This window comes from Halorubrum sp. Atlit-26R, assembly GCF_003666015.1.
Classification (GTDB): Archaea; Halobacteriota; Halobacteria; order Halobacteriales; family Haloferacaceae; genus Halorubrum.
Genome location: NZ_QPLT01000004.1, coordinates 160,592 through 187,101, shown reverse-complemented (window position 1 = coordinate 187,101; position 26,510 = coordinate 160,592). Strand labels below are relative to the sequence as shown.

The 26,510-nt window shown below is 70.9% G+C and carries 29 protein-coding genes; 13 read left to right on the top strand and 16 right to left on the bottom strand.

Annotated elements, in window-relative coordinates; genetic code table 11:
• The first annotated feature begins 140 nt into the window (after window positions 1-140).
• From DVK07_RS06695 to DVK07_RS06680, 4 genes are all read left to right on the top strand, one after another.
• Complete coding sequence (locus DVK07_RS06695; protein WP_121596330.1) at window positions 141-839, top strand: LysE family translocator; 699 nt, start codon at window positions 141-143, stop codon at window positions 837-839.
• Between the two features lie 106 nt (window positions 840-945).
• Window positions 946-1,998 (top strand): NAD(P)-dependent glycerol-1-phosphate dehydrogenase, encoded by a 1,053-nt coding sequence (locus DVK07_RS06690; protein ID WP_121596329.1) that lies wholly within the window; start codon window positions 946-948, stop codon window positions 1,996-1,998.
• Window positions 1,999-2,160: 162 nt separating this feature from the next.
• Window positions 2,161-2,820: a DUF420 domain-containing protein gene (locus DVK07_RS06685; protein WP_121596328.1), complete on the top strand. Its 660-nt coding sequence runs from the start codon at window positions 2,161-2,163 to the stop codon at window positions 2,818-2,820.
• 97 nt (window positions 2,821-2,917) lie between these two features.
• Entirely contained in the window at window positions 2,918-4,240 is a 1,323-nt protein-coding gene (locus DVK07_RS06680) for a M28 family peptidase (RefSeq protein ID WP_121596327.1), read from the top strand.
• Between the two features lie 42 nt (window positions 4,241-4,282).
• Here DVK07_RS06680 and DVK07_RS06675 read toward each other — a convergent pair whose 3' ends face one another.
• From DVK07_RS06675 to DVK07_RS06635, 9 genes are all read right to left on the bottom strand, one after another.
• Window positions 4,283-4,726 carry a hypothetical protein gene (locus tag DVK07_RS06675; protein ID WP_096393565.1) on the bottom strand — a complete coding sequence of 148 codons (444 nt, stop codon included), beginning with the start codon at window positions 4,724-4,726 and terminating at the stop codon, window positions 4,283-4,285.
• A gap of 95 nt (window positions 4,727-4,821) precedes the next feature.
• Window positions 4,822-5,568: an NAD(+)/NADH kinase gene (locus DVK07_RS06670; RefSeq protein WP_121596326.1), complete on the bottom strand. Its 747-nt coding sequence runs from the start codon at window positions 5,566-5,568 to the stop codon at window positions 4,822-4,824.
• Between the two features lie 111 nt (window positions 5,569-5,679).
• Window positions 5,680-5,964 (bottom strand): hypothetical protein, encoded by a 285-nt coding sequence (locus tag DVK07_RS06665; RefSeq protein WP_121596325.1) that lies wholly within the window; start codon window positions 5,962-5,964, stop codon window positions 5,680-5,682.
• A gap of 4 nt (window positions 5,965-5,968) precedes the next feature.
• Window positions 5,969-6,400 carry a hypothetical protein gene (locus DVK07_RS06660; RefSeq protein WP_121596324.1) on the bottom strand — a complete coding sequence of 144 codons (432 nt, stop codon included), beginning with the start codon at window positions 6,398-6,400 and terminating at the stop codon, window positions 5,969-5,971.
• A gap of 82 nt (window positions 6,401-6,482) precedes the next feature.
• Window positions 6,483-7,271 (bottom strand): cytochrome bc complex cytochrome b subunit, encoded by a 789-nt coding sequence (locus DVK07_RS06655; protein ID WP_121596323.1) that lies wholly within the window; start codon window positions 7,269-7,271, stop codon window positions 6,483-6,485.
• A 4-nt stretch (window positions 7,272-7,275) separates the two neighbouring features.
• Window positions 7,276-8,085 carry a cytochrome bc complex cytochrome b subunit gene (locus DVK07_RS06650; protein WP_053771625.1) on the bottom strand — a complete coding sequence of 270 codons (810 nt, stop codon included), beginning with the start codon at window positions 8,083-8,085 and terminating at the stop codon, window positions 7,276-7,278.
• A gap of 7 nt (window positions 8,086-8,092) precedes the next feature.
• Window positions 8,093-8,482: a hypothetical protein gene (locus DVK07_RS06645; RefSeq protein WP_121596322.1), complete on the bottom strand. Its 390-nt coding sequence runs from the start codon at window positions 8,480-8,482 to the stop codon at window positions 8,093-8,095.
• Entirely contained in the window at window positions 8,479-9,126 is a 648-nt protein-coding gene (locus tag DVK07_RS06640; protein WP_121596321.1) for a halocyanin domain-containing protein, read from the bottom strand. Before DVK07_RS06640 ends, DVK07_RS06645 begins: the two co-directional genes overlap by 4 nt.
• 95 nt (window positions 9,127-9,221) lie before the next feature.
• Complete coding sequence (locus tag DVK07_RS06635) at window positions 9,222-10,151, bottom strand: hypothetical protein (protein WP_121596320.1); 930 nt, start codon at window positions 10,149-10,151, stop codon at window positions 9,222-9,224.
• Between the two features lie 139 nt (window positions 10,152-10,290).
• Here DVK07_RS06635 and DVK07_RS06630 point away from each other — a divergent pair, with 139 nt between their 5' ends.
• Together DVK07_RS06630 and DVK07_RS06625 are read left to right on the top strand one after the other, a co-directional pair.
• Window positions 10,291-10,773 carry a hypothetical protein gene (locus DVK07_RS06630; protein WP_121596319.1) on the top strand — a complete coding sequence of 161 codons (483 nt, stop codon included), beginning with the start codon at window positions 10,291-10,293 and terminating at the stop codon, window positions 10,771-10,773.
• Between the two features lie 95 nt (window positions 10,774-10,868).
• Window positions 10,869-11,489 (top strand): HAD family hydrolase, encoded by a 621-nt coding sequence (locus DVK07_RS06625; protein ID WP_121596318.1) that lies wholly within the window; start codon window positions 10,869-10,871, stop codon window positions 11,487-11,489.
• A gap of 39 nt (window positions 11,490-11,528) precedes the next feature.
• Here the strand turns inward: DVK07_RS06625 and DVK07_RS06620 are convergent, their stop codons facing one another.
• Entirely contained in the window at window positions 11,529-12,425 is an 897-nt protein-coding gene (locus DVK07_RS06620) for an MBL fold metallo-hydrolase (RefSeq protein ID WP_121596317.1), read from the bottom strand.
• A gap of 3 nt (window positions 12,426-12,428) precedes the next feature.
• On the bottom strand, window positions 12,429-14,291 hold the full coding sequence (locus tag DVK07_RS06615; protein WP_121596316.1) for a radical SAM protein: 1,863 nt from the start codon (window positions 14,289-14,291) through the stop codon (window positions 12,429-12,431).
• 101 nt (window positions 14,292-14,392) lie between these two features.
• Here DVK07_RS06615 and DVK07_RS06610 point away from each other — a divergent pair, with 101 nt between their 5' ends.
• The 4 genes from DVK07_RS06610 to DVK07_RS06600 are packed head-to-tail and all read left to right on the top strand — an operon-like array spanning window position 14,393 to window position 16,901.
• Window positions 14,393-14,788, top strand: a complete 396-nt coding sequence (locus DVK07_RS06610) for a hypothetical protein (RefSeq protein WP_121596315.1) — start codon at window positions 14,393-14,395, stop codon at window positions 14,786-14,788.
• A gap of 48 nt (window positions 14,789-14,836) precedes the next feature.
• Complete coding sequence (locus DVK07_RS06605; protein ID WP_121596314.1) at window positions 14,837-16,264, top strand: HAMP domain-containing sensor histidine kinase; 1,428 nt, start codon at window positions 14,837-14,839, stop codon at window positions 16,262-16,264.
• 60 nt (window positions 16,265-16,324) lie between these two features.
• Window positions 16,325-16,480 carry a hypothetical protein gene (locus DVK07_RS23235; RefSeq protein WP_017342671.1) on the top strand — a complete coding sequence of 52 codons (156 nt, stop codon included), beginning with the start codon at window positions 16,325-16,327 and terminating at the stop codon, window positions 16,478-16,480.
• A 4-nt stretch (window positions 16,481-16,484) separates the two neighbouring features.
• A complete protein-coding gene (locus tag DVK07_RS06600; protein ID WP_121596313.1) occupies window positions 16,485-16,901 on the top strand; it encodes an Hsp20/alpha crystallin family protein in 417 nt (138 codons plus the stop codon).
• 15 nt (window positions 16,902-16,916) lie between these two features.
• Here DVK07_RS06600 and DVK07_RS06595 read toward each other — a convergent pair whose 3' ends face one another.
• Window positions 16,917-18,182 carry an FAD-binding oxidoreductase gene (locus DVK07_RS06595; protein ID WP_121596312.1) on the bottom strand — a complete coding sequence of 422 codons (1,266 nt, stop codon included), beginning with the start codon at window positions 18,180-18,182 and terminating at the stop codon, window positions 16,917-16,919.
• Between the two features lie 543 nt (window positions 18,183-18,725).
• Window positions 18,726-19,226 carry a metal-dependent hydrolase gene (locus DVK07_RS06585; RefSeq protein WP_121596310.1) on the bottom strand — a complete coding sequence of 167 codons (501 nt, stop codon included), beginning with the start codon at window positions 19,224-19,226 and terminating at the stop codon, window positions 18,726-18,728.
• Between the two features lie 131 nt (window positions 19,227-19,357).
• Between DVK07_RS06585 and DVK07_RS06580 the strand changes: the two genes are divergently transcribed.
• Window positions 19,358-20,479: a pyridoxal phosphate-dependent aminotransferase gene (locus DVK07_RS06580; protein WP_121596309.1), complete on the top strand. Its 1,122-nt coding sequence runs from the start codon at window positions 19,358-19,360 to the stop codon at window positions 20,477-20,479.
• 15 nt (window positions 20,480-20,494) lie between these two features.
• Here the strand turns inward: DVK07_RS06580 and DVK07_RS06575 are convergent, their stop codons facing one another.
• Together DVK07_RS06575 and DVK07_RS06570 are read right to left on the bottom strand one after the other, a co-directional pair.
• The gene (locus tag DVK07_RS06575; protein ID WP_121596308.1) at window positions 20,495-21,745 is read right to left on the bottom strand and encodes a carboxypeptidase regulatory-like domain-containing protein; all 1,251 of its coding nucleotides are present in this window, start codon (window positions 21,743-21,745) and stop codon (window positions 20,495-20,497) included.
• A gap of 152 nt (window positions 21,746-21,897) precedes the next feature.
• Window positions 21,898-22,176: a hypothetical protein gene (locus tag DVK07_RS06570; RefSeq protein WP_121596307.1), complete on the bottom strand. Its 279-nt coding sequence runs from the start codon at window positions 22,174-22,176 to the stop codon at window positions 21,898-21,900.
• A gap of 133 nt (window positions 22,177-22,309) precedes the next feature.
• Here DVK07_RS06570 and ileS point away from each other — a divergent pair, with 133 nt between their 5' ends.
• Both ileS and DVK07_RS06560 read left to right on the top strand, forming a co-directional pair.
• A complete protein-coding gene (gene ileS / locus DVK07_RS06565; protein ID WP_121596306.1) occupies window positions 22,310-25,462 on the top strand; it encodes an isoleucine--tRNA ligase in 3,153 nt (1,050 codons plus the stop codon).
• A 103-nt stretch (window positions 25,463-25,565) separates the two neighbouring features.
• Window positions 25,566-26,039: a GNAT family N-acetyltransferase gene (locus DVK07_RS06560; RefSeq protein ID WP_121596305.1), complete on the top strand. Its 474-nt coding sequence runs from the start codon at window positions 25,566-25,568 to the stop codon at window positions 26,037-26,039.
• 41 nt (window positions 26,040-26,080) lie between these two features.
• On the opposite strand, the gene lrpA1 is transcribed toward DVK07_RS06560, so the two are convergent.
• Entirely contained in the window at window positions 26,081-26,509 is a 429-nt protein-coding gene (gene lrpA1 / locus DVK07_RS06555; RefSeq protein WP_004598353.1) for an HTH-type transcriptional regulator LrpA1, read from the bottom strand.
• Window position 26,510: the final 1 nt, after the last annotated feature.

The following is a 26,510-nucleotide window of genomic DNA, read 5'->3' as shown; positions in this document are numbered from 1 at the left end:
CACGGTCCCGGTCGGGTTTCGGCCCCAGTGTGCGGATCCGTCCGTCGATGCGTCAATCTCGGGCGTGCGGCCCGGAACCGACCGCTACCGACCGCCTCTCTGTCGCGAGGTTTTTCACGAAACCGGGCGTTGCGAGCGGTGTGAGTACCCTCGCTACGCTCGGTGCGGGCGTCGTCTTCGGCTTGGCGCTCGCGGCGCCGCCCGGGCCGATGAACGCGGTGATCGCCGAGGAGTCCGTCCTCCGCGGCCGAATCGCCGGCTTCCGGGCCGGGCTCGGCGCGGCGACCGCCGACGCGATCTTCTTCGTCCTCGCGTACGTCGGCGTCGTCGCGGTCGTGGAGTCGTTCCCGCTGTTACAGGGCGCGATGGTCGCGGTCGGCGGGGTCCTGATGCTGTACTTCGCCGTCGGCGCCGCCCGAGGGGCCCGAGAGTCCTTCCGTCCGACCTCGGGCGATGATCCGATGGTCGCGGAGGGGAAGGGGTTCCGCAAGGCGCTGGTGCTCGCCTTAACGAACCCCTATCAGGTGCTGTTCTGGCTGACGATCGGCGTCGGTCTCCTCCGGCCGGGCGAGCTCGACGTGCTCGCCCGGCTCCCCGTCGTCGGGAGCGACCTCGCCGGGACGCTCGTGGTCGCCACCGGCTCGCCGGCGCTCATCGGCGGGTTCTTCCTCGGCGTGCTGACGTGGATCGTGAGCTTCCCGACCGGGCTCGTCGCCGCCGAGCGCCGGATCGAGACGTTCGCGCCGCTCGTCGCCGTCGGTTCCGCCGTCGTGCTCGCCGGCTTCGGCGTGTACTTCCTCTACGACGCGGCGACGACGCTGGCCGCGCTCGGCGCGTAGCGGGAGCGGCCGCTGACCGGTTCCCTGCGCGCGCCGGCCCGTCGCGCCCGAGCGGTCCGCGATCCGCATGGACAACGGCTTTCACTCGCGGGCGCGACCGGCCCGTATGTTCGAGAAGACGACGTGGATCAAGCTCCCGCGGAACGTCCTCGTGGGACACGACGTCATCGACGACCTCGGCGAGGCGGTCGGCGAACTCTACCTGACGGGGCGGCCGCTGATCGTGACGAGCCCGACGCCGAACGAGATCGCCGGCGACCGCGTCCGGGCGCAGTTCGACGACCCCGCGACCGCCGTCGTCGAGGAGGCCTCCTTCGACGCCGTCGAGGAGCTGAAGGCGACCGCCGAGGCGGTCGACCCCGGCTACCTGATCGCCCTCGGCGGCGGGAAGCCGATCGACATCGCGAAGATGGCCGCCGACCACCTCGACGTCGGCTTCGTCTCCGTCCCGACCGTCGCCTCCCACGACGGCATCGTCTCCGGGCGCTCCTCGATCCCCGAGGGCGACACCCGCCACTCCGTCGCGGCCGACCCGCCGCTCGCCGTCGTGGCGGACACGACGCTCATCGCGGACGCCCCGTGGCGGCTCACCACCGCCGGCTGTGCGGACATCATCTCCAACTACACCGCGGTGAAGGACTGGCGGCTCGCACGCCGCCTCCGCAACGTCGAGTACAGCGAGTACGCGGGGGCGCTCTCGGAGATGACCGCGGAGCTGCTCGTCGAGAACGCCGACATGATCCGCCCGGGCTTAGAGGAGTCGGCGTGGGTCGTCGTGAAGGCGCTCGTCTCCTCGGGCGTCGCGATGTCGATCGCCGGCTCCTCGCGGCCCGCCTCCGGCGCCGAACACCTCATCTCCCACCAGCTCGACCGGATCGCGCCCGGCAAGGCGCTCCACGGCCACCAGGTGGGCGTCGCGTCGATCATGACCGAGTACCTCCACAGCGGCGAGAACGGGCGGTGGAGCGCCATCCGCGACGCCCTCGACGAGCTCGACGCCCCCACGACCGCGAGCGAGCTGGGGATCGACGACGCGGAGCTGCTCGCCGCCCTGACGAGCGCCCACGAGATCCGCGACCGCTACACCATCCTCCAAGGGGGGATCAACGAGGAGGCCGCAGTCGAGGTCGCGACCGCGACGGGCGTCATCGACCGGTAGTCGCGACGGGCGTCATCGACCGGTAGTCGCGACGGGCGTCATCGACCGGTAGTCGCGACGGGCGTCATCGAACCGGAATCGCGACGGCGCAGGCGGGGGCGAAACGTCTCGACCGACGGGAGTACCCGAAGCCGACTTATCGCTCCGCGCCCTGCCTCCGATATGTCCACCGCCAGCGTTCGCGACCGGGCCAAAGCGCGGGCTACAGAGATAACCGTCCTCCTCACCGTCGTCGGCTACGGCGCCGTCGGCGGCGTGTTCCTCGTCCCCGAGTTTCAGGCGCTGTTCCCGACGCTCACGCAGGAGACTGTGAACCTGCTCGCACACGCAATCGCCGCCGTCAACACCGTCACCGTGATCACCCTCTCGCTCGGGTGGTACTGGATCCGCAACGACGAGGTGAAGAAACACGCCGCGGCGATGACAACCTCGTTCGGCCTCATCCTCCTGTTCCTCGGGATGTACCTCCCGAAGGTCGCCGGCGGCGGCACCAAGGAGTTCGTGCTGGACTCGGCGTACGCGTGGGTCCCGCTGTGGGACTGGGTGTACCCCGCGTACCTGCTCATGCTCGCGATCCACATCGTCCTCTCCGTCGTCTCGGTGCCCGTCGTCCTCTACGCCATCGTCCTCGGGCTCACGCACACGGAGCGGGAGCTCCGGAACGAGACGCCCCACCGGCGCGTCGGCCGGATCGCCGCGAGCGCGTGGATCCTCTCGCTCGTCCTCGGCGTCGTCACCTACCTCCTCCTCAACCACCTGTACGACTCGACGTTCGCGGCCGCCGAGGCCGCGACGGTCCTCCTGCCGGCCGTGCCGGTCTGAGAGCCGCCGCCCTCGATCGCCCGTCGTCTCGTTCCTCGCTTCCGGCCGCCCCCGCCGCCACCGAAACGCTTGAGCGGCGGCCGCGACACGCCTACCCATGACAGACTGGATCGGCGAGACGTTCACGAGCGACGCGGGCTGGAACCACCTCCTCGACCTCGTCGACGTCGGCGACCGGATGGCCGGCTCGGCGGGCGAGCGCGAGGCGCTGGAGCTGACGCGCGACGCGTTCGCCGACGCCGGCGCGCGAAACGCGGCGGTTGAGGAGTTCGAGATACAGGGCTGGGAGCGCGGCGACAGCGCGGTGCGGGACGCCGAGAGCGACGACCCGGTCGCGGTCGGCCCGAACGAGTGTATCGCGCTGCCGCGGAGCCCGAGCGGCGAGGCGACCGGGGAGTTCGTCGACCTCGGCTACGGGATCCCAGAGGACTTCGAGGCCGACCTCGACGGGACGGTCGTGATGGTCTCGTCGGACACCCCGGACTCCGTCGACCGGTTCGTCCACCGCCGCGAGAAGTACTACCGCGCGGTCGACGCGGGCGCCGCAGCCTTCGTCTTCGCCAACCACGTCGAGGGGACGCTCCCGCCGACCGGGAGCGTCGGGACCGCCGACGACCCGATCGGGGCGGTTCCGGCTGTCGGCGTCTCGAAGGAGACCGGCGCCCGGCTCGCGCGGCGGCACGAGGGCGACGACCTGACCGTCGCGGTCGACTGCGAGACGCCGAGCGCGACGAGCGGGAACGCGGTCGCCGAGCTGGGGCCCGACACCGACGAACACCTGATCGTCTCCTCGCACGTCGACGCCCACGACCTCGCGGAGGGCGCCATGGACAACGGCGCCGGGACGGCCACGATCGTCGAGGTCGCGCGGGCGCTCGCGGCCCGCGAAGACGAGCTCGACGTGAAGGTGCGGTTCGCCGCGTTCGGCGCCGAGGAGGTCGGCCTCGTCGGCTCGTCGGTGGCCGCCGAGGCGGCCGACCGGGACGCGGTCCGCGCCGTCGTCAACGTCGACAGCAACGTGTTCGGCCGGACGCTCCGGCTCGATCACCACGACTTCGACGCGCTCGAAGCCGCCGCCGAGCGCGTGAGCGACCGCTTCGACCACCCGGTCTCGACGGGTGAGGAGCTGGTCCCCCACAGCGACCACTGGCCGTTCGTGAAGCGGGGGATCCCGGGGTACATGATCTCGGGCGAGACCGAGGGGCGCGGCCGCGGCTGGGGGCACACCCACGCGGACACGCTCGACAAGCTTGAGTCGCGGAACCTCCGGGAGCAGGCGATCCTCCTCACCGAACTCGTCGTCGACCTGGCCGAGGCGGACGCGTCGATCCCGCGCCGCGACACCGACGAGATCGCCGCGGCGCTCGAAGCCGAGGGGAAGGCGACGGGGATGAAGCTCACCGGCGACTGGACGTTCTAAGCGGAGGGCGGAAAGGGAAACCGCGGTCGGGGGCGAGGTCCGTCAGGCGACGACGAACTGGTTCCAGATCCCTTCGACGACGAAGAACAGCGCGAAGTACGACGTCCACACTAACACGACCAGCGAGGCGGCGATCGAGCTCTTCGGCGCCTCGATCTCCATGTCGTTGCGTGCCTCGACGTTGCGCGCCTCCAGCTCGAAGAAGTCGGCGATGAACATCGCCAGGACGAGGACCGACAGGATCGTCCCTCGCACGGGCGCAACGAGGATGTATACGAACGACAGGAGGACGAGCCCGACGTTGGTGAACACGTGCGGCGTATACGCCTCCACGCTGTCCGCCTCCTGTCCCTGATCGACGTGTCGCCTGTGCGCGAGGTGCCGGGTCGCGAGGTTCGCGACGGTCATCACGAAGATCGCGTACGGCAGCGCCGGCCCGGCGGCCGCCAGCCAGCCGAGGGGAACGAGGAACTGCAGTGGGTCCATATCCACCATTTCCGTTCACGACGTATTAGAGTGTTTCCGATCGGCGCTCCCGCGACGGGGCCGCGGACGCCGTTGGGCGTGAGGGAGCAGCCCCCTCACTCCGCCGTCGCCGAGAGGAGATCGACCGTCGCCGCGATCTCGACGCCGACCGCGCGGTGCGGCTCGACGGTCCCGCGGCGATCGCCGTCGACGACCAGCGCGACCGGTTCCGCCTCGCGCTCGATCGTGACGCGGACGCCGCCGCTCGCGACCCACGTCTCGGGGCGAGTCGTGAACGGCGAAACGGGGACGACCGAGAGGCCGCCGCCGGGCGACACGACCGCCCCGCCGGCCGCCGCCGCGTAGCCGTCGCTCCCGAGCGGCGTCGCGACCACGGCGCCGTCAGCGCGCACCGAGACCGACTCCCCGTCGGAAAAGGCGATCCCGTACTCGGAGATCCGGGCCGGCTCCGCCGTCACGAAGGCGACGTCCGCGGCCGCGAACCGACGGGGGGCGTCGCCGGCGCCGTCGACCGCCAAGACCGGGTGCGCGACGCGAGCGAACCCGTCGACCGCGCCCGTCGACCCGCCGAGTCCGTCGACGACCTCCGCGACGCGCTCGGTCCCGCGGTCCGGGTCGACCGCGTGACGACCGTCCCCGACCGGGAGAATCGGAGCCGACCGCGCGTCTCCGGTCGCGGCCGCGCGCATCGCCTCCCGAAGCGCGGCGTCCCCGACGGCGACGACCGCGTCCGCCTCGGTGCGGTCGACGAGACGGGCGCCCGCGCCGTCGACCGCGGATCGGATCGCCGCCGCCGGGTCGCCGTCGCCCAGAACCGCGAGGCGGCGCGTCGGCTCACTCATGCGCGAGGCTGGGGCGAGCGGCGGTGAAAAGCTCTCGGTTCGTCGGCGAGGACCGTCGCCGCCGCTCTCGGGCGGCGGAACGGACGGAGAAAGCGAGACGAGAGGGTGCGTTCAGTTCGCGGCCGCGTCGTCGTCGCCGTCGTCGAGGGCGTCGCGGAGCTGCCGGCTGGCGGGGATGAGCACCCAGAACGTCAGCGCGCCGAGGACCATCAGCCAGAACAACACGTCGCCCGCGAGCAGGCCGACCTCGCCGTACGCCGTGTTCACGCCCTCCGCCGGGTTCACGAGCTGTGACACCTGGTAGTACGACGGCGTCCGGTACCAGCCGCCGAAGGTGATCCACCCGAGACCGCCGATCGCGAACAGGGCGAAGCCCTTCATGAACTCGTCTGCCATTATCTCACGTTTCGCTGGAGTCGTCTTGAGACTTTCCCATCCCTTGTCCGCGGAACCGGGTCCCGAGGACGTACACGGCGGTCCCGAGGACGATGAAGCCGACGCCGGTGATCGCCAGTATCGCTACGAGCACGTCCTCCGGCGGCAAGATTCCGGCGCTGTCGAGCAGGTAGACGATGGTCGTCCGGACGAAGCTTATCTGAAGCGTCGCGGCGTCGATGAGCGTGAACCCGACGAAGTAGGTGACGACCGCGGCGAGCGTCGAGAAGACGGTGACGGCCTTGTACAGCCGGAAGGGGACGACGACCTCCCGGCCGCTCGCCCCCTCTCGCGGGCCCGTCGGCTCGTTGCGCGGGTCGGCGTCGTCGTCGGTCGCGATCGGATCGCCGGTCTCGTCGAACGCCTGCGATGCGTCGCCGTCTGTTGAGGATGACATGGGAATACGGAGCGTCGGAACGGCGGGGGCAGGAGCCCGGCCGCGCTTCGGCAGCGGGACCGCAGCGGACTGGGTCGGCCGATTACTTCGGCGGCCGCAGCATGTAGTACCGGCGGTTGAGGTCGTACATGTACCCCTCGCGCATCGTCTTCAACACCGCGTAGGTGATGACGCCGCCCGCGACGGGGAGCATGAACACGAGCGAGAACAGCAGCTCGAGCGGGACCGGGAAGAAGTTCTGGATGGCCAGCACTGCCAGCGTGATCGCCAGGATGACCCCGGTCACGCCGAGCGCGGCCCACCCGGGCTCCTCCACGGGACGCCGCGCGTTGCCCTTGTTGAGGAAGGGGACGAGCGTGATGACGCCGAAGATGGCGCCGTGGGCGATGAGCCCGTACAGCTCGTTGGACACGATGATGTTACCGCCCAACACGGCGAGGTCGGGGTTGATCGGGCTGAGCTTCAGCAGGCCGAACGACCAGTAGAGGTACCAGTCGGGCAGGATGATCGCCGGCGTGGAGCCGGCGTTCGCCGGGTCGCCGAAGTGCGACGGCAGGATCGAGGCCACGAGCAGGATCATCCCGAGGAAAAACGAGGTGATAGCGAGGTTCCGGATCGTCTCGTGGGGCCACGTCGGGAAGCCGAGCACGTCGCGCTCGACGTACGTCGACTCCGCGCGCAGGTCCTCGTCCTCGCGTCGGGAGCGCTCGAAGTACTGGTAGGTGAGCTGTGCGAGCCCCTGGCTGCGCTCCTTCCGGTCGGACCAGGTCGGCGTCTCGTCGTCCGGCGGGACCGTCGCCGGCGGGCCGCCGTCGGTCCGCGCCTCGTCGTCGGTGCCTCCGTCCGTCATGGGTGTGGTGTCGTCGGTCATTGGATTAGTGCGGCTCCGCGATGCCCTGCACCCAGACGATGCCGACGTGGATCGCGATGAGCGCGGTGACCACGAACGGCAGCACGAACACGTGCAGGATGTACATTCTCACGAGCGTCGCCTGTCCGAGGGTGAACCCGCCGAACAGCAGCTGGGCCGCCCACTCGCCCACGATGGGGGTCGCGAGCGCCAGCTCGACGCCGATCTGCGCCGCCCAGAAGGACAGCTGCTTCCACGGGAGGACGTACCCGGAGAAGCCGAACAGCAGCGTCAGGGCGATGAGCACGACGCCGAGGATCCAGTTGACCTCGCGCGGCTCCTTGTACGCGCCGGTGAAGTAGACGCGCAGCATGTGGAGGAACACCGCCGCCACCATGAACTGCGCCGCCCAGCGGTGGATCGACCGGAGCATGAAGCCGAACTGGACGTCCTGCATGATCATCACCATCGAGTCGTACGCGGCGGTGGGGTCGCCCTGCGCCGCCGCGCCCGCGGTCGACGGCGCGTAGTAGAACCCGAGCATGGCGCCCGAGACGGCCGCAAGCAGGTACGCGATGATGGATAGGGACCCGAGCGAGTACAGCGGGTACCAGTACCAGAACTTGTTGTCGAGGTCGTACTGCTCGGTGTGGCTCTTCGGCATCTGGAGGTTCGCGCGGTAGTACATCGTCTCCAGCAGCTCGAGGTAGTCGACGATGCGGAGCCGCTTGTCCAGCCAGATGAGCGTGGTCAGGAACGCCGTCTCGATGGCCGTGAGATCCTGACTCTTGAGCCACGCGTTGTGGTCCATGTCGTCTTGTTTTTTCAGACTCATTGTCGAATCACTTCTTGTAGTACGGGTACACCGCGCGCTTCAGCGTCTCCGTGAGGCCGCCGGTGTCGATACCCTTGCCCTCCTTGTCCTCTTCGCGGACGTACAGATCCTCCCACTTGCGGCGGCGCTTTTTCACGATCATCACGTCCGGCAGGAACTCCTTCCGGTATAGGAGAAGGATGAACGCGAGATCAATAAAGATGAAGGCCAACAGCGCACCGACGTACATGTTCCCCGCCTCCGTCGACGCCCACGCGGACATCAGTCCGTAGGTGAACAGGGCGACGAACACGACTTCGATGACGGTGAGCAGGACGATCGCGATCGCGGCGGCGGTGCTCTCGCGGGCCGGCTCGTACCGGTGGATGTCGCCGTACGAGGAGCCGCCGGAGCTCATCTGGCACCTCCGTGGCCCGTGTGGGCCGACTCGCCGTACTTGAGCATGTAGAACGTGAACACGAACGTCAGCCCGATGCCGAGCATCGCGGAGATCCCGACCCAGTGAGCGTGGAGGGGGACGCCTACCTTGGCGATGTCCTCCGGCCACCCGGTGCTCGCGCCGCCGGTCTCGACGGTGGCGACGTCCCCGCCGACTGCGATGCCGCCGTGCATGCCGACCGCGGTGTGGGGGACGCAGTGGTAGTGGGTGATGCCGGCGTCCTCGCCGGACGTCTCGTACTCGTAGGTGTACCCCTCCTCGCCGACGGGGTTGCCGCTGTCGAGGCTGGCCGGGCCACCGTCGTCGACCGTCTGGACGTTGTGGTCGCCGCCGTTACCGGTCCACTCCCAAACGATCGTCGTTCCCTCGTCGACCCACACCAGCGTCGGATCGAACGCGAGGCCGTCGCTGCCGGCGCCGACCGAGATGGTCACCTCGTCTTGGCCGCGGGCGTCGGTGTACGACCCGACGTTGCCGTCGGCCGCCCCGCTCGGCCAGTCGGGCTGTACCTCCTGTGCAGCCACCGTTCCGGTCGCCCCGGCGGAGGCCGCGACGGCGGCGGTCGCGCCGCCGGCCGTCCGCACGAAGTCCCGCCTTTTCATACAGGCTCACTCGGGACGGGGTTCGCTTAAACCCACCGACTGAAACTGCCGACGTGGAGGAGGTCTCGGGGGCTGAAACCGTCGAAATCGTCGGATTACTCCCCTCGATCGCGCTCCGCTGCGTCGGCGTCCTCGTCGGTCGCGGCGCCGTCTTCGAGGGGGACGAACCCGGGCCGCTCCTTCGCCTCGCGGAGCGCGCGCAGCCGGTCCCGGTACTCCTCCGAGCGGAACCGGTCCGAGAGCCGCGCGTTCGCCACCATCGCGAAGAGGAAGAGGCCGACCAGGAGGAAGACGACGCCCATCGCCGGCGCGACGATCGTCCCGAGGTCGGCCACGGCGCTCGCGACGAGGAGCGCCGCGCCGGCGAGCACCTGGACCGCGGCGACGGCCTGCACCACGAGGTTGCCGAACTCGCCGGAGCCCTCCGGGACGCTGTCCGGGTGCGGGAGCGACCAGTTCTCCGGCGGCTCGGGCACGTCGTACGACTCCATCGCCGCGAGCGCGACGACCGGCTCGATGTCCCGAAGCACCGTTCCCTCGCCGCGCACCTCGCCCGTGGGGCGGATGATCGCGTACCCCTCGTCGGAGTAGACGAGGATGCGCTCCTCGCCGTCCTCGCGGACGCGCTCCAAGACGCCGAACACGTCGCGGGTCGCGATCCGCGACTTCAGCTCAGCGTCGACGCGCTCGAGGAGCCGGTCGCCGGTGATCCACGTGTCCGGGTCGAAGGCGGCGTCCCACTCCTCGGCGCTCATCTGCGCCATGTCGGAGGGGCCGAAGTCGTCGAAGTCGTACTCCGACTCGACGCGCTCGCGGAGGGCCTCGATGTCGCTCTCGTCCGCTCGCGTCCCCTCGGCGTCGGCCGTCGCGGGATCGTCGACGTCGGCCGCCGCGGATCGGTCGCCCTCGCCCGCCGCGGACTCGCCGTCGTCGGGTGACGTGCGGTCGTCCGAACCGTCGGACGCCGGATCGGCCGACTCCTCCGGCGGCGACTCCGACTCCGACCGCGTCGAGGTGTCCTCCATCACCCCGGCGCTACGTGCTCCTGACGCTAACTGTTTTCGTCCGCGCCCGGCCGCCGGGGGCCCGGGACCGCACCTCCGGAGACGGCGTCGCCGGACGCGGATCGCGGGGCTTTACGCGCCGGAGCACGTAGCCGCTCACATGGTCGACGAGTCGGTCATCGCGGCGCTCGCCGGGGTGTCCGTGACGACGAGCCTCCCCTTCCTCCTGTACGGCGCCTGGATCATGATCGACGCGGAGACGGTGTCGTGGAACGTGCTGATGCGGCACCTGCGGTACATCGTCGCGGGACTGGTGCTCACGACCGTCCCCATCGTCGGGTGGATGATCCCGCGCGTCCTCGATCAGCTGACGGGAATGGCGATCCTCCACGCGTTCTTCGGCGTCCAGGCGTACGCCCTCCTGGCGTTCGCGCTCACCGGTATCGTGCGGATCTTCCAGGCGAAGCGGAACGCGGACGCCTACGAGGACCTCGACGTCGACATCGACGAGATCCACGAGGACATGGGCCACTGGCGGAAGCGGCTCCGCGCCGGCGTCGCCGGCTTCATGCTCCTGTGGCTCTGCGCGTGGGTGACCGGGCTCTACCGGCTGTACACGCTCCACCTCGCGTCGATGATCTGACCGCGGCGCCCCGGCGAACGGCCCATTTGACGCGCGTCGAACCCCGTCTCCCCGACCGACAGGTTCAATCTTGGTTTGCTCGTAACAGGGGTATCGTGGCAGTCACTTTCGACCTCTTCGGGACCCTCGTCGACGTCGAGTACCCGGCGGACCCGGCGGAAGCGGTCGCGCGCGAACTGGAGTCCCGCGGCGTGGCGGTCCCCGACGACTGGCACGTCGCGTACGGCGAGCAGCACGTCGAGGCGCCGGCCGGGGCGGAGGTCCCCCTCCCGGCGCACGTCGCCCGCGCGCTCGACTCCCGCGGCGTCGACGCGGAGCGGAACGTCGCCAGACACGCCGTGATCGCGGCGTTCGATCCGGACGTGACCCGGCGCGACGACGCGCTCGACGCGGTCCGCGGCGCGAGCGAGCGCGGCCCGGTGGGCCTGCTCTCGAACTGCGCGGTCCCCGAGCTCGTTCCGCGGACGCTGATCCGCGCGGGGCTCCGCGGCGAGTTCGACGCGGTCACGACGAGCGTCGGCTGCGGCTGGCGGAAGCCGCATCCCTCCGCGTTCGAGGCGGCGGCCGAGGCGCTCGACGCGACGACGACGGGGCTCGTCCACGTCGGCGACGACCCCGAGACCGACGGCGGCATCGTCGCCGCGGGCGGCCGCTTCGTCGACGTGACGGAGACGCCGCTCTCCGAGGTCGTCGGCGAGCTCGAGGCGGAGCCGTAGGGGAACCGGAGCGGGTTCGTCGGAGTTGCGGCGAGCGGACTACTCGAAGCCGCGGTCGGCGAGTCGCGCGCGCCACGCCTCGTCGACCCGCCCCTCCGCGACAAGCTTCTCGACGTGCGCGGCGACCGTCGCCAGCGCGAGGTCTCGCACGCCGGCAAGGTCCTTCTCGTAGGCGCCGTCGACGACCGCGTCGAGGTCGGCGGCGCCGCCGTCGATCGCCGCGACCACGTCGCGCTCGCGAGCCAACCGATGCTCGATCAGCCGGTCGCACGTCGTTGCCGGGTCGTCGATCGCGGGCCCGTGTCCGGGGAGCAGTCGGTCGTAGCCGGCGTCGCGCACCCGTTCGAGGCTCGCGAGGTACGCGGACAGGTCGCCCTCGGGCGCGGCGACCGCGACGCTCCCCCCGGCGACGGCGAGGTCGCCGCAGCACAGCACGGACCGCGTCGGGTCCGTCGCCGAATTTTGGGCCGCGAACGCGACGTGGTCGGGGGCGTGTCCGGGCGTGTCCACGACGCGGACCGCGGTGTGGCCGACGGTGTCTCCCGGGGCGACCGTCTCGTCCGGCTCGACCCCGGCCGCCTCTGCGAACCGCTCTGCGTGGCCCTCGCGGGCGACGACCGTCGCGTTCGTCATCGCGGCGTAGTCGGCGACCGCGCCGACGTGGTCCGGGTGCGCGTGGGTGGCCGCGATCGCCTCGACCGAGGGGAGGGCCGCGTCGCCCGACCCGTGCTCCGCCACCGCGGCGTCGAGGGCGTCGGTCCGGGCCGCCGGGTCGACGAGCAGTCCGTCGAGGACGTACGCGTTCGTCGTTCCGTCCGGGGCGCGCGTGTCGACGGGGACTTCGATCCGGGTGACTGCGACGGCCGTGCCCCGGTCGGCGTCACCGCGGTCGCCGGGCGTCGCGTCGCCGTTCGACGCCGCGTCGTCCTCCGACATCGCTCAGTCCCCGCGGCCGAGCGACGACCGCGCGGCCGGACCGGGGCCGGAACCGGGACGGTCGCGGCCCGGGATCGGCACGTCGGTGTCCCCGGCGACCGCGTACGCGGAGAGGTCGACGGTGCCCGGGGCGACCGCGTCGACGGCCGCGACGGAGTCGTACGGTCGGCCGACGACGACGTCGCCGGCCGTACTCCGGTTGATACCCGGGATGGCGGTCAGCTCGTCCATCGAGGCCGCGTTGACGTCGAGCGGGTACGGGACGCCCGTCACGGAGCGGTAGCCGTGGTCGGTGATCGCCACGTCGATGCTCGTCCCCAGCTCGCGCTCGCCCGGGACCGCGACGAGGAGCGCGTAGGTGCCGAGCTGGCGCCCGAACGTCTTGCCGTCCTGGTGGTACTCTAAGTGGACGTCCGGAAGGACCGTTCCGGGCGGGACCACCCGGTCGAGCATCGGGTTGTCGATGGTCTCGCGCACCTCGCGCTTGTACGCCTGGAACTGGTCTTTGTGCTCCTGTGCCACGTCCGCGCCCGTCTCCGCCATCTCCGTGCCCGCGAACGCCATCACCTGCCGGATGTTGATCCGGCGGAGCATCAGCCCCTCGTCGTACACCGTCTGGAGGAACTCCTTGTTGTGCTCGTACGTCTCCGGGCGCTCGCCCGCGAGCCCGTGGACGAGGTTGATCCCGGGGAGGAGCTTCGGTAGCCGCGGCGAGGCGTCCGGGCCGGTCGAGGGGCCGGTGACGCGGCTCGCGTCGCCCGGCGTCGTCTCGGGGCCGTCACCGGGGCGCCAGCCGCCCTCCTCGTTGACGACGCGGACGGCCTCTAAGCACTCCTCGGCGGTGACGAGCAGGTTGTTCTCCTCCTGGACCACCGGGTCCGCCGATTCGAGTCCGAACGCCGCCGTGTCGCCGGGGGTGTTGTGCTCCGCGATGACGCGGATCGCCTCCCGCGACGCCTCGGGGTAGTCCGTGATCGTCACGGGGTTCATGTTGTCGAGGTGGAGCGTCCGGAGGTCGGGCGCGACCTCGCGGATCCCGCCGTACAGCTCGCGGAGGGCGTCCGGGTTCGGCGCCTCGCCGTCGCCGCCGAACGCGAGGATGTCGGCTTGCCGGCCGAGACGGAAGTGTCTCACCCCCCTGTTCGAGAGCGCGTCAACTTCGTCGACGACCGACCGCGCGGCGCGGAACGCCGGGTCGCCGTACAGCGGTTCCGTACAGAACGAACACCGGTACGCGCAGCCGCGGGAGGTCTCCATCTCGCAGATGAGGTAGTCCGGGTGGTTCGGGTGCTGCTCGACGACGAACGCCCCCTGCCGGGCCCAGCGGTCGACCTCCTCGTTGGTCCGCATCCGGTTGCCGTACCCCTCCAACCCCTCGCGGACGAGGTCGTGGGCCGCGGCCTCGACGTCGCCCATCGCGACGAAGTCGTAGTCGAGGTCGTCGCGCCGCGTCTCCTGTGCGCCCGCGTTCTCCTCGCCGACCCCGAACCGCACGGGGCCGCCGAGCAGGGTCACGCCGTCGGCGGTCCAGCCGAGCTCGCGCACCTCGTCCGGCTCCGCGGGGGTCCCGCCGACGTACTTCCCGGGAACGGTCATCCCGCCGACGTACACCATGAGGTCGGCGTCCGCGACGTCGGCGTGTTTGCTCCGGTGGTCGCGGAGCTCGTCGATGGTGTGGTAGGTGATCTGCGACTCCGGGACGCCGGCGTCGACGAGCGCGCCCGCCGTGTACCGGGGGTACGTCGAGAGGTACGGCGGGACGCCGAAGTGGGCCGGCTCGTCGACGTACCCGTCGACGATCGTGACGGAGAGGTCGTTCGGGTCGGCCGGGAGCGACCCCCGTGCCGACGCGGGCGAATCGGTCATGTTACCCACCGTACTCGGCCGAGAGGGGAAAAGCGTGCGGAACGGCCGACCCGACGCTCCGCGGCCGGTCACTTATTAGAAAGCACCCGGTAACGACGGGTATGCCCTCCGAGACGGTCGATCGGCGCCGACTGATCGGGCAGTATCTCCCGATCGGCGTCGTCTGCGCGTTCGCCGCGGTACAGTTCTACGCCGCCGAGCCCCGTCCGTGGGCACTTGCGGCGGGATGGGCGACCGCCACCGCCGTCGTCGTCGGACCGGTCGCGTGGCTGGCCCGGGACCGACTCCCGCCGGACCGGTACGAGACGCTGGCGTACGTCGCCGCGGGCGCCGCGATCCTCGCCGCGTCCGTCTGGCTCGGCGCGTCGCTCGCGTTCGCGCCGAGCCTGTTCCCGTACGGTCCGGGGTTCGTCACCGGCGTCGCGTTCGGGACCCTCCTCGCGTTGTTCGCCGAGCGGACCGTCGTTCCCGACCGGTACCGCGGACTGAAGGCGTGATCCGATCGGTTCCCAAATTGTTATGTTGTACTCCGATGAGGAACGGGTATGGCAAGCGTTCCCGGGGAGACGGTTCGCGTCCTCAGCGTCCCGGAGAGCGGCGACGCGCGCACCTTCGGGAGGGAGTGGCCGAACGCGGAGTTCGACGTCACGGTCGAGCCGAACGTCGCGTCGGCGGTCGAGCGACTGGGACGAGAGCCGGTCGACTGCGTCCTCGCCGGATACGATCTGCCGGACGGGGACGGGATCGAACTGCTCGGGGAAGTCCGAGACCGTCGTCCGGGAACGCCCTTCGTGCTCGCCACGGCGTCGGGCTCGGAGCGGATAGCGAGCGAGGCGATCGCGAGCGGCGTCACCGACTACGTCACCCTCGACGCGTCCGGCGGGAGCGAGGAACTCCGCGACAGGACGCGTCGGGCCGCGGCCCGCGGCCGAAGGCGCGCGGCCGAGGAGGCCCGCGAACGCGACAGGCGGCGGTTGGAGACGCTCATCGGGAACCTCCCCGGGTTCGTCTATCGCTGCCGGAACGCGCCCGAGTGGCCGATGGAGTTCGTTCGCGGCGAAAGCGAGCCGATCACCGGCTACACGACGGCGGAACTCGCGAGCGACGCGGTCGTCTGGGGCGAAGACGTCATCCACCCCGACGACCGGGAACGGGCGTGGGAGGTCGTCCAAGCGGCGATAGACGCGGACGAGGAGTTCGAGATCACCTACCGGATCCGCACGCGGGACGACGAGCTGCGCTGGATGTGGGAGCGCGGGTGTCTCGTCGAGTCCACCGTCGAGGGAACCGCCGTGTTGGAGGGGTTCATCACGGACGTAACCGAGCGGAAGGAGTACGAGGCGGAGCTCGAACGCCGCAACAAGGAGCTCGAATCGTTCGCCAGCGTCGTTTCACACGATCTTCAGAATCCGCTCTCGGTCGCGAGGGGACGGGTCGAACTGGCGCGCGAGCGGTGTGACGATCCCAACCTCGACCACGTCGCGAGCGCGCACGAACGGATGAGCGATCGGATCGATCAGCTGCTCACGCTCGCGCGAAACGGGGAGCGAGTCACCGACGTCGAACCGGTCGACCTCGCCGACGCCGTCGACCGCTGTTGGTCGGGGACCGCCACGGAGGACGCGAGCCTCGACGTCGAGGCGGACCTGACCGTCGAGGCGGATCGCGACCGGCTCGTACAGCTCCTCGAGAACCTCGTGCGGAACGCCGTCGACCACGGCGGCGGCGACGTCCGGGTCCGAGTCGGCGAACTCGGCTCGACCCCGGGGTTCTTCGTCGCCGACGACGGGCCGGGTATCCCGGAGGACGTACGCGATCGGGCCTTCGAGGCGGGTTTCACCACCGCCTCGGACGGAACCGGCTTCGGGTTGCGGATCGTCTCCCGGATCGCGGAGGCACACGGCTGGAGCGTCGAGGCCGTCGAGGGAGCGGACGGAGCGCGGATCGAGGTCCGGACGGAGCCGACCCCCTGAGACGGGGACGCGACCGCCGCCGCCACGCCGTTTAAGCCCACGCCGACACAACTGTCGGATATGCCATCGACGATGGAGGTCAAGTGCGTCAGCGACGACTGCGAGCTCGACATGTTCGAGAACCACTACACGTACGACGTGCCCGACGACCACGCGGTCGAGGACCTGTCGTGCCCGTACTGCGGCGGGAGCGACCTCGTCGAGATCGAGGTGTGAGCCCGTGAGCCGACTCGTCGAGACCGGTCGGTCAGCGCTCCGGAGCGCCCTCGAACGCGTCGGCCGCGGCTGGGGCCGCGTCCAGGAGCGCCGCCCGCTCTCCTCTGACCTCCTCGAGAGCGACGACGCGTACCTCGTCGTGTTCGACGCCCCCGGCGTGCGCGGCGAGGACGTCGACGTCACCTTCCTCGACCGCACCGTCGAGGTGAACTTGGAGCGCTTCCGCGACTTCTACGACGGCTACGACCTCGTGTTCCCGGGCCGCGGCGTCTCGCTGTCCGGGAGCGTCGACCTCCCGCGCGACGCCGACGTGACCCCGGAAGGCGCGAACGCGACGCTCACGCGCAACGGGACGCTCCACGTCGAGATCCCCAAGCGCGGCGGGTCGAGCGACGTCGACGTCGTCGAAGAAGACGACTGACGCGGCGGCTGCCTTTTAAATCTCCTCCGACCGCTCCGACAGCGACATCCCCTCCGCGATCTCGAACTCCTCGTTCCCGTCGAACCGCCCGGGGTCGAACGCGCCGATCCACGGGGAGTCCGGATCCCCGAACCCGGCCCCCGCGAGCGACGCGAGCACGCCCTCGGCGACCGTCTCGCCGATCGCCGGCGCGCGCATGAACCCGTGTCCCTGCCAGCCGGCGGCGACGAATAGGGTAGGGGCGGGAGCGCCGTCCGCGTCCACCGGCCCCACGAGCGGGTCGCCGTCCGGCGTCGCGGTACAGAGTCCGGCCCAGGCCGGGGAGACGTCGAGATCGCGGTCGCCGGGGTCGGCCCGCTCCGCGGAGTCGCCGCGGGCGAGTCGCTCGTCGAGGACCGCGGCGACGTCCTCGCGGAACCAGTCGTCCGCCTCGCGGCGGTAGTCGTCGGGGTCGGCCGGGACGGGCTCCGTGCCGTCGCCCGCGAGCAGTCCGTCCGGGTGTGGGCGGAAGTACGCGTCCGCGGTGGCGTCGTAGACCATCGGCCCGTCGTAGGGCCCGGGGGCGACGAGCGCCTGAACGCGGTAGGGGACGACCGGGACCGAGACGCCGGCGTCCGCGAGCAGCGACCGGGTGTGCGCCCCGGCGGCGACGACGACGGCGTCGAACGCGCGTGTGCCGGTCGTCGAGTTCCCGTCGCCCGCGTCTCGGATCGAGAGTTCGCGTCCCGAACCCGTCTCCGGGCCGAGCGCGACAGCGGTCTCCGTCTCTATCTCGACCCCTTCCCGAGCGGCCCGCTCGCCGAGCGCGCGGACGTAGCTCGGCGGGTCTGTCCAGCCCGCCCCCTCCGCGACCGCCGCGACGGCGAGGTCGTCGGCGCGGAGGGCGGGGAAGCGCTTACCGAGCGCGTCGGGGGCGACGAGCGATACCTCGCGGCCGTGCTCGCGCATGCGCTCGACCATCGCCGGGACGGCGTCCGCGTCGGGGTCGCCCTCGCGGACCGCGATCACGTACGGGCACGCGGAAAACGAGAAGCCGGGCAGCGACCGGTCGAACGCGCGGAACCGCTCCAGCGCGCGGGCGCCGACCGCGGCGTCGACGTCCTCGGCGTAGGCGTCGTAGAGGACCCCAGCCGCGCGCCCGGAGCTCTCGGCCGCCAACTCCTCGCGCTCGAACAGCGTCACGTCGGCGCCGCGGGCCGCGAGGTCGTGAGCCGCCGTGACGCCGACCGCGCCGCCGCCGACGACCGCGACCGACGGCGCTGACTCGTCTTCCTCGGTCATGCCCCGAGACACGCGAGCGACGACGAAAAGCCACCGGGACGGCGATGGAAACGCTGCGGCGGCGCGTGGCTGCGAGCGGTCGCCCCCGGCGACCGCGAGACAGCACGCGCGAGGGAGTCGGGCGCTCCGAGGGCGACCGAAGGGAGCCCGAAGGACGCGCCCGACGAGGCTGGGGAGGCGTGAGGTGCGGTGCGGTCGCGGTCGGGTGGGACTCAAAGGGGCAGTCGCGAGGGCGGCGCAGGCGACGCAAGCACCGCAGCGAGCAACGCGAGCGAGGAGCGCAGCGAGCGTGCGCCGCCCTCGCGACTGGGGCTTTGGAGGTATTCTCTGTCGATCCCTGCTCAGTCATTTATAAACGAGCGACTGGGGATTTGGAGGTAGTCACCGTCGATCTTCAGTCGATTATTTATAAGTAAACGTCTGAAAATCCGAAACTGTACTCCGCCGCTTTGCGGTCGCTTGCTTATAAATAACCAACCTGGCCCCCCCCACGCTATCGTCGAGTTCGCCGATCGCCGGACGACCGCCTCGCCCGCGAGTTATTTATAAACCTAACCCCGCTGCGGCCTGCGAGGCCGCCGAGAGGTCGAGGTCGAGGTTGACGACGTAGGTGTGGATCGCCCAGAAGCCCGCCAGCTCGATCGCGGTGATGATCACGGTGACGAGGTCGGCGTACTTGCTGCTCGTCGTCACGCCGCTCGGCAGCCCGTACTCCTTGTCCGAGAGCGGGTGGAACAGCGCGATGCCGCGCCGGCTCCCGACCATGTCGAGGAGGTAGTGGGTCAACACGCCGATCCACACGTACTGGAGGTTGCCGAAGACGATCGGGTACGCGAGGAACACCGCCAGCACGGGCAGGCTGTGGAGCGTCTTCCGGTGGCGCCCGAAGGCGGTGTCGACGTCGGGGAACAGCGCCCCCAACACGACCGGGACGGTGATCTCGGCGACGGTCGTCGCCGTCGCCGCGTCGAGGCCGGGTTCCACGATGAAGCCGAGCCCGAGGGCGAGCAGCAGGCCGTTGAGGACGTGGCCGCGTTTGTTCATGTCCCCCCGTGTGCGGGTCGGCAGGTCAAACCACCGGATCGCCGCCCCTCGGTAGGCGCCGCTTACGATCCTCCGAGCCGCCGCTCCGGAGCGGTCGAAAGAGCCACGGCGGGCGCGCCCGACCCGACCGTATGGAGTACGAGGAGCCGAAGTTCTTCCACGTGATGCAGTACGCCGCGGCCGCCGACGGCGACGTCATCGACATGGTGAGCGGCAACCCCGACTGGGAGCCGCCCGCCGCGCTCCGCGAGGCGCTCCGCGAGTACGCCGACCTCCCGCCCGCCGACTTCCAGTACCCGCCGAGCGACGGGCTCCGCGAGCTCCGCGAGGCGATCGCCGGGCGGCGCGGCGTCGACCCCGAGCGCGTGGTCGTCACCAACGGCACCGGTGAGGCGAACTACCTCGCGATGGCGCGCGCACTCGACCGCGGCGCCGGCGACGAGGCGCTGCTGATGGACCCGGTGTACCCGTACTACCCGGGGAAGACGCACCTGCTCGGCGGGGAGCCGACGCTCGTGCCGACCGCCCGCGACGGGAGCCTCGACGTCGACGCGGTCCGCGAGGCGGCGAGCGAGGACACCGCCCTCGTCGTCCTCAACACGCCGAACAACCCGACCGGCGCGGTGTACGACCTCGACGCGGTCCGCGAGGTCGTCGACCTCGCCGAGTCGGTCGACGCCGTGGTCGTCGTCGACGAGGTGTACGACCAGTTTGACCTCGCCGGCTCGTTCGAGTCCGCCCTCACCCTCGATTCGGACCGCGTGATCGTCACCAGCGGCTTCTCGAAGTCGATGGCGATCACGGGGCTCCGCGTCGGCTACGGCGTGTTCCCCGAGGCGCACGTCGGCGCCGCGAAGACGCGACACATGCTCGTGAACGTCACCGGCGCGCGCCCCTCCCAGTACGCGGTCCACCACGCGCTCGCGGAGACGCAGCCGGACTACTACGCCGAGTCGCGCGAGCTGCTCGCGGAGCGCGTCGACGCGTTCACCGACGCCCTCGACGCGGCCGGCGCGGAGTACAGCCGCCCGGAGGGCGCGTTCTACGTGCTCGCGCGCTTCGACGGGTTCCCCGGCACGATGGCGAACGTCAAGCGCCTGATCGACGAGGCGGGCGTCGCCGGCATGCCCGGCGAGGCGTTCGGCACTGCCCGCGACGAGTGGATCCGGTTCGCCTTAGTGACGCCGCGCGCGGCCGAGGCCGCCGAGCGGCTCGCGGAGTACTTCGACGACGGCGGTCCCGACCCGCGGTGACCTCGGCGGAGCCGCTCACCGTCCGCGACGGCGACTCGCGGCTCCGAGCGTCAGGAGCGAGACGAGCGCCGCGACGGCCCCGAACCCGGCCGCGCCGTCGTCCGTGGTCCCCGCGTCGTCGTCCGAGCCCTCGGAGCCGTTCCCGTCCGAGCCGTTTCCGACTCCGTCGCCGCTCTCGTTGGCTTCGACGCCTTCGACCGACGCCGGCTCGGACGCGACTGCCCCGTCTTGGGCGCGGATCGTCCGGTTCCCCGTCGCCGGGACGCGCACGTCGATCTCCCCCCGGTCGTCGGTCTCGCCGACCGCCTCGCCGTCGACCTCGACGGTCGCTCCGGCGACGCGCTCGCCGTACGCGTTCCGGACCGTCACGCGGGTCGTCTCCCCGACGAGGACGCGGTCGTTCGCCGGTTCGACCGAGAGCGCGGGGGTTCGCTGCGCCGTGGCGTTCGCGGTCACCGGTTCCTCCCGCACCCGGACCCGTTCGGCGGACGGGTCGTACCCCTCCTTGATCACCTCGACCGTGTACAGCGCGTTCACGGGAACGGTGAACGAGGCCGTCCCGTCGGTCAGCGTCACCTCGCCGTCGTACACCGACGAGGACGCCTCGACCGACCCGTTCTCGATCGGGACGGGCGGATCGAAGTGTTCGTCGAGGGCACGCACTCGAAGGGTCGTGGTCCCCCGCTCGATCGGGACCGTCACCGCCCCGTCCGGCCCCGCGGTCGCCCGCCCCTCGGCCTCGACGTACCCCGGCTTCACGACGACGACCTCGTACTCGCCCCGTTCGAGGCGCGCCGTCTCGTACGTCCCGTCATCGTCCGTCTCGCCGCGGTCGACCGCCCGCCCGTCCTCGCGGACCGTCACACTCGCGCCGGCCTGCGACCGGTTCTCTCCGTCGACCACGGTCACGGTCGCGGTCCCGCTCCGGGCGACGCCGAGCGCCACGTCGGTCTCGCTCGCGTTCGCGATCGCGAGCGGTCGGTTCCGGACGTACCTGTCGTCGTCGACGTCTAACTCGACGCTCGCCCCCTCGGGAACGTCGAGGAGCACCCGCCCGTTGCTCGCCGTCGTTCCCGACGCGCTCCCCGTGTCGCCCGCGTCGGTCTCCCACGTCGCCTCGACGGTCGCGCCGCCGACGGCGTCGCCGTCCCGGTCGGTCACCGAGACGGTGAGCGTTACCGGATCGTCGGCGACTGCGCCGCCGCTGGCGAGGATCGCGACGAACAGTACCGCCGCCCCGACGAGCGCCGAGCGTGTGGCGTCCATGCCCGAGACGCGAGGCGCTACCGGTATTGGTATACGGTAGTTACCCGGCCGGCCGGCGCTGAAGCCACGCGTTACCCGCCGCCCCCGCGTTACCCGCCGCCGCCCCCGCGTTACCCGCCGCCGCCCCCGCGTTACCCGCCGCCGCCCCCGCGTTACCCGTCGCCGCCCCCGCCGAAGCCGCCCTTCCCCGCTTCGGCCTCCCGCTCGCGGCGCTCGCGCTCGTCGTCCGCGTCCGACGGCGACCGCTCCGGCTCCGACCCGGACCGCCGCGCCGAGAGCGCCCAGCCGAGCGCGTACGTCGCGACCGCGACGGCGACGCCCGCGGCGGTGCCGGAGAGCTGTGCGCCGACGGCGAACGAGACGGCGGCCAGCGCCGGCCCGCCGAGGAGCGCGTACCCGAGGTTCTCGCGCAGGACTCGCGGCGTCTCCATGTCCGAGGCGTCCGGCTCCCGGCGGAAGTGTCTTGTCTCCGTTTCGCCGTTCGAACCGTTCCCGCGGCTTCGCCGGTTCGAACCGTTCCCACGACTCCGCCGTATTCAAATACGCGCGCGGAGACCAACGCGTATGGAGCAGATCGACGACCAGTACACGCCCGGGGACGTCGAGTCCGCGGTCGACGAGTACTGGGACGAGCACGACGCCTACGAGGCGGCGAAAGAGGCGCACGCCGACGACCCGCCGTTCTTCTTCGTGGACGGGCCGCCGTACACCTCCGGGCAGATGCACCTCGGAACCGCCTGGAACAAGACGCTGAAGGACGCGGTCATCCGGCACAAGCGGATGACCGGCCACCGCGTCACCGACCGCCCGGGCTACGACATGCACGGGCTCCCGATCGAGGTGAAAGTCGAGGAGGAGCTCGGCTTCGAGAACAAGCGGGACATCGAGGCGTACGGGATGGAGTCGTTCATCGAGAAGTGCAAGGAGTTCGCCCTGGAGAACCGGGCGGCGATGGACGAGGACTTCAAGTCCATCGGCGTCTGGATGGACTGGGACGACCCGTACGAGACGGTCTCGCCGGAGTACATGGAGGCCGCCTGGTGGGCGTTCTCCGAGGTCGCCGACAACGGGCTCGTCGAGCAGGGGAAACGCTCGATCTCGCAGTGCCCGCGCTGCGAGACGGGGCTCGCCAACAACGAGGTCGAGTACGAGGAGGTCGAGGACCCCTCGATCTACGTGAAGTTCCCGCTCGCGGACCGCGAGGGGAGCCTCGTCATCTGGACGACGACGCCGTGGACCATCCCCGCGAACACCTTCGTCGCCGTCGACGAGGACCTCACCTACAACGCGGTCCGCGCGGAGAAGGACGGCGAAGAGGAGCTGCTGTACGTCGCGGCCGAGTGCGTCGAGGACGTCCTCGGGGAGGGCCGCTACGAGGAGTACGAGGTCGAGGCGGAGCTGACCGGCGACGAGCTCGTCGGCTGGGCGTACGACCACCCCCTCGCCGACCGGGTCGCCGAGTACCCCGACTTCGAGGGCGCCGGGCGGGTGTACGCCGCCGACTACGTCGAGGCCGACCGCACCGGCCTCGTCCACTCCGCGCCGGGCCACGGGGAGGAGGACTTCCACCGCGGAACGGAGCTCGGGCTCGACATCCACTGCCCCGTCGGGCCGAACGGCGAGTTCACCGAGGCGGCCGGCGAGTACGCCGGCCAGTTCGTGCGCGACGCCAACGACGACATCGTCGACGATCTGGTCGCGGACGGGCACATGCTCGCGCACGGCACCGTCGAGCACAGCTACGGCCACTGCTGGCGCTGTGACACCGGGATCATCCAGCTGGTCACCGACCAGTGGTTCATCTCGATCACGGACGTGAAGGCGGACCTCCTCGACAACATGGAGGAGTCGGAGTGGCACCCGCAGTGGGCCCGCGACAACCGGTTCCGCGACTTCATCGAGGACGCGCCCGACTGGAACGTCTCCCGCCAGCGCTACTGGGGCGTCCCGATCCCCATCTGGGTGCCGGAGAACGCCGACGCCGGCAACCTCGACGAGGACATGATCGTTATCGGCACCCGCGAGGAGCTCGCCGACCGCGTCGAGGAGGACGTCGACCCCGACTCGATCGACCTCCACCGGCCCTCCGTCGACGATCTCTCCATCGTCGAGGACGGGACGACGTACCGCCGCGTCGAGGACGTGTTCGACGTGTGGCTCGACTCGTCGGTCGCCTCGTGGGGCACGCTGGGCTATCCGAGCGAGACGGACGCCCACGACGAGCTGTGGCCCGCCGACCTCATCATCGAGGCGCACGACCAGACCCGCGGCTGGTTCTGGTCGCAGCTCGGCATGGGGACCGCCGCGGTCGACCAGATCCCCTACGAGGAGGTGCTGATGCACGGCTTCGCCAACGACGAGGACGGCCGGAAGATGTCGAAGTCGGTCGGCAACATCGTCACGCCGGAGGAGGCGATCGAGCGCGCCGGTCGCGACCCGCTCCGCACGTACCTCCTCAGCCACGACCAGCAGGGCGTCGACCTCGCGTTCGAGTGGGACGGGCTCGGCGAGATCCAGGGGAAGCTCAACATCCTCTGGAACGTGTTCCGGTTCCCCTTGGAGTACATGGAGCTCGACGGCTACGACCCCGCCGACGCCGACCTCTCGGACGGCGAGCTGGAGCTCGTCGACGAGTGGGTGCTCTCGCGGCTCCAGTCGGTCGAGGCCGAGGTCGGCGACGCGTGGGACGACTACCGCGTGAGCGACGCGGTCAACGCCGTGATCGAGTTCGTCACGCAGGACGTCTCGCGCTTCTACGTGAAGGCCGTCCGCGACCGCATGTGGGAGGAGGCGGACTCCGCCTCGAAGCGCGGCGCCTACGCCACGCTCGCGACGGTCCTCGACGAGGTGATCCGGCTGCTCGCGCCGATCGCCCCGTACCTCACCGAGCGGATGCACCAGCGGCTCGACGGCGAGGCGACGACGGTCCACGCGCTGTCGTACCCCGAGCCGGACGCCGACCTGCGCGACCCGGACCTCGAACGCGACGTGGCGGTCTTCCGCGACGTGGAGGAGGCGGCCGCGAACGCGCGCCAACAGGCCGGCCGGAAGCTCCGCTGGCCCGTGCCGCGCGTCGTCGTCGAGACCGACGACGAGACGGTCGCGGCCGCGGTCGACCGGCTCGAAGCCCTGATCGCCGACCGCGTCAACGCTCGGGAGGTGGTCGTCACCGACGCCTTCGACGAGCTGATCGAGACCGCGGAGCCGCAGATGGCGGCTGTCGGCCCCGCCTTCGGCGGCGACGCGCAGAAGGTGATGGAGGCGGTTCAGGGCGCCACCCGTGCCGCGGTCGAGGGCGGCGAGGTGACCGTCGACGGCGACCCCGTCGACCTCGACGACGAGATGGTCGAGTACGTCGCGGAGCCGCCGGAGGACGTCTCCGGCGCCGACTTCGAGGGCGGCACCGTCTACGTCGACACCTCCCTCACGCCCGACATCGAGTCCGAGGGATACGCCCGCGACGTGATCCGCCGCGTTCAGGAGATGCGCAAGGAGCTCGACTTGGACGTTGAGGCGCGGATCCGCGTCGGCGTCGCGGTCGACGACGAGCGGGTCGCCGGCTTCGTCGACGACCACGCCGACCTGATCGCGGGCGAGGTGCGCGCCGACGCGTGGCTCGACGACCCGAGCGACGCCGCGAACGCCGACGGCGGCCTCGTCGAGGAGTGGGAGGTCGAGGGCGTCGCGGTCACGATCGGCGTCGAGCCGGTCGCGTAGGGACTCGGCGGCTCCCCGGACCCCCGGCTCCTTCTCCCGGCGGTACTGTGCCAACAGTTCCCATCCCGAAACCTATAGGTGCGTTCTTTACTCACGGTCGAACATGGATGTCCGGGCGGCTCGGCCCGACGACGCGGAGGACCTGCGAACGGCGGTCTCGCGAGCCCGCGAGGAGACGGTGTTCGACGACATCGGCGCGCCGCTGCTCGACGTGTCCGCCGCCGGCGTTCGAGAGGCCGCCGCCGAGGCGGAGTGGTCGTTCCTGATGGAACACGCCGAGGAGGGACCCGTCGGGCTCGCCATCGCGCACCCGGACCCGGACGAGACCGAGGCGGAGCTGCTGGCGCTGTGGGTTCACCCGAGCCGCGCGGGCGAGGGCGTCGCGGACGAGCTGCTCGCCCGCGTCGGCAACGCGCTCGCGGACCGCGGGGTCGAGACCCTGCGCGCGACGGTCCCCGCGGACCGGCCCAGCGCGGCGGAGTTCTTCACTGCGCACGGGTTCGCGCACCGCGGCACGCGTCGCAGCCCCGCCGGCGACGAGTCGATCGTCGTCGCAGACCCGCACGCGCTCACGTAACTCGCGAGCGCGACGTCGGAAAACGGGGTTTTTGCGTCGGCTTACTTCAGGCGCTCCTGGAGGAAGGAGGGGTGCGCCGCGGTGACGCCGTCGACGCCGAGCAGCTTCTCGGAGATGACGTCGCCGAGCTCGTCGCCGTCGCCGGCGCGGACCTCGGCCATCAGCATGTGGTCGCCGGAGGAGGTGTACAGCGCCTGGACCTCGTCGAGCGACTTCAGCTCGCGGGTTGCCTCCACGTACTGCCCCGAGTCCACGTCCATTCCGACCATCGCGATCGACTGCGACGAGAGCTTCTTCGGGTCGACCTCCGCGGAGTAGCCGACGATCACGCCCCGCTCCTCGAGGCGGTCGATGTACTTCCGCACCGTCGGTTTCGAGACGTCGGCCCGCTCGGCGATCTCTCCGCAGGACGCCTGCGCGTCCTCCTCTAACACGGAGAGGATCCGTTCCTCCGTCGATACGGTACTCATA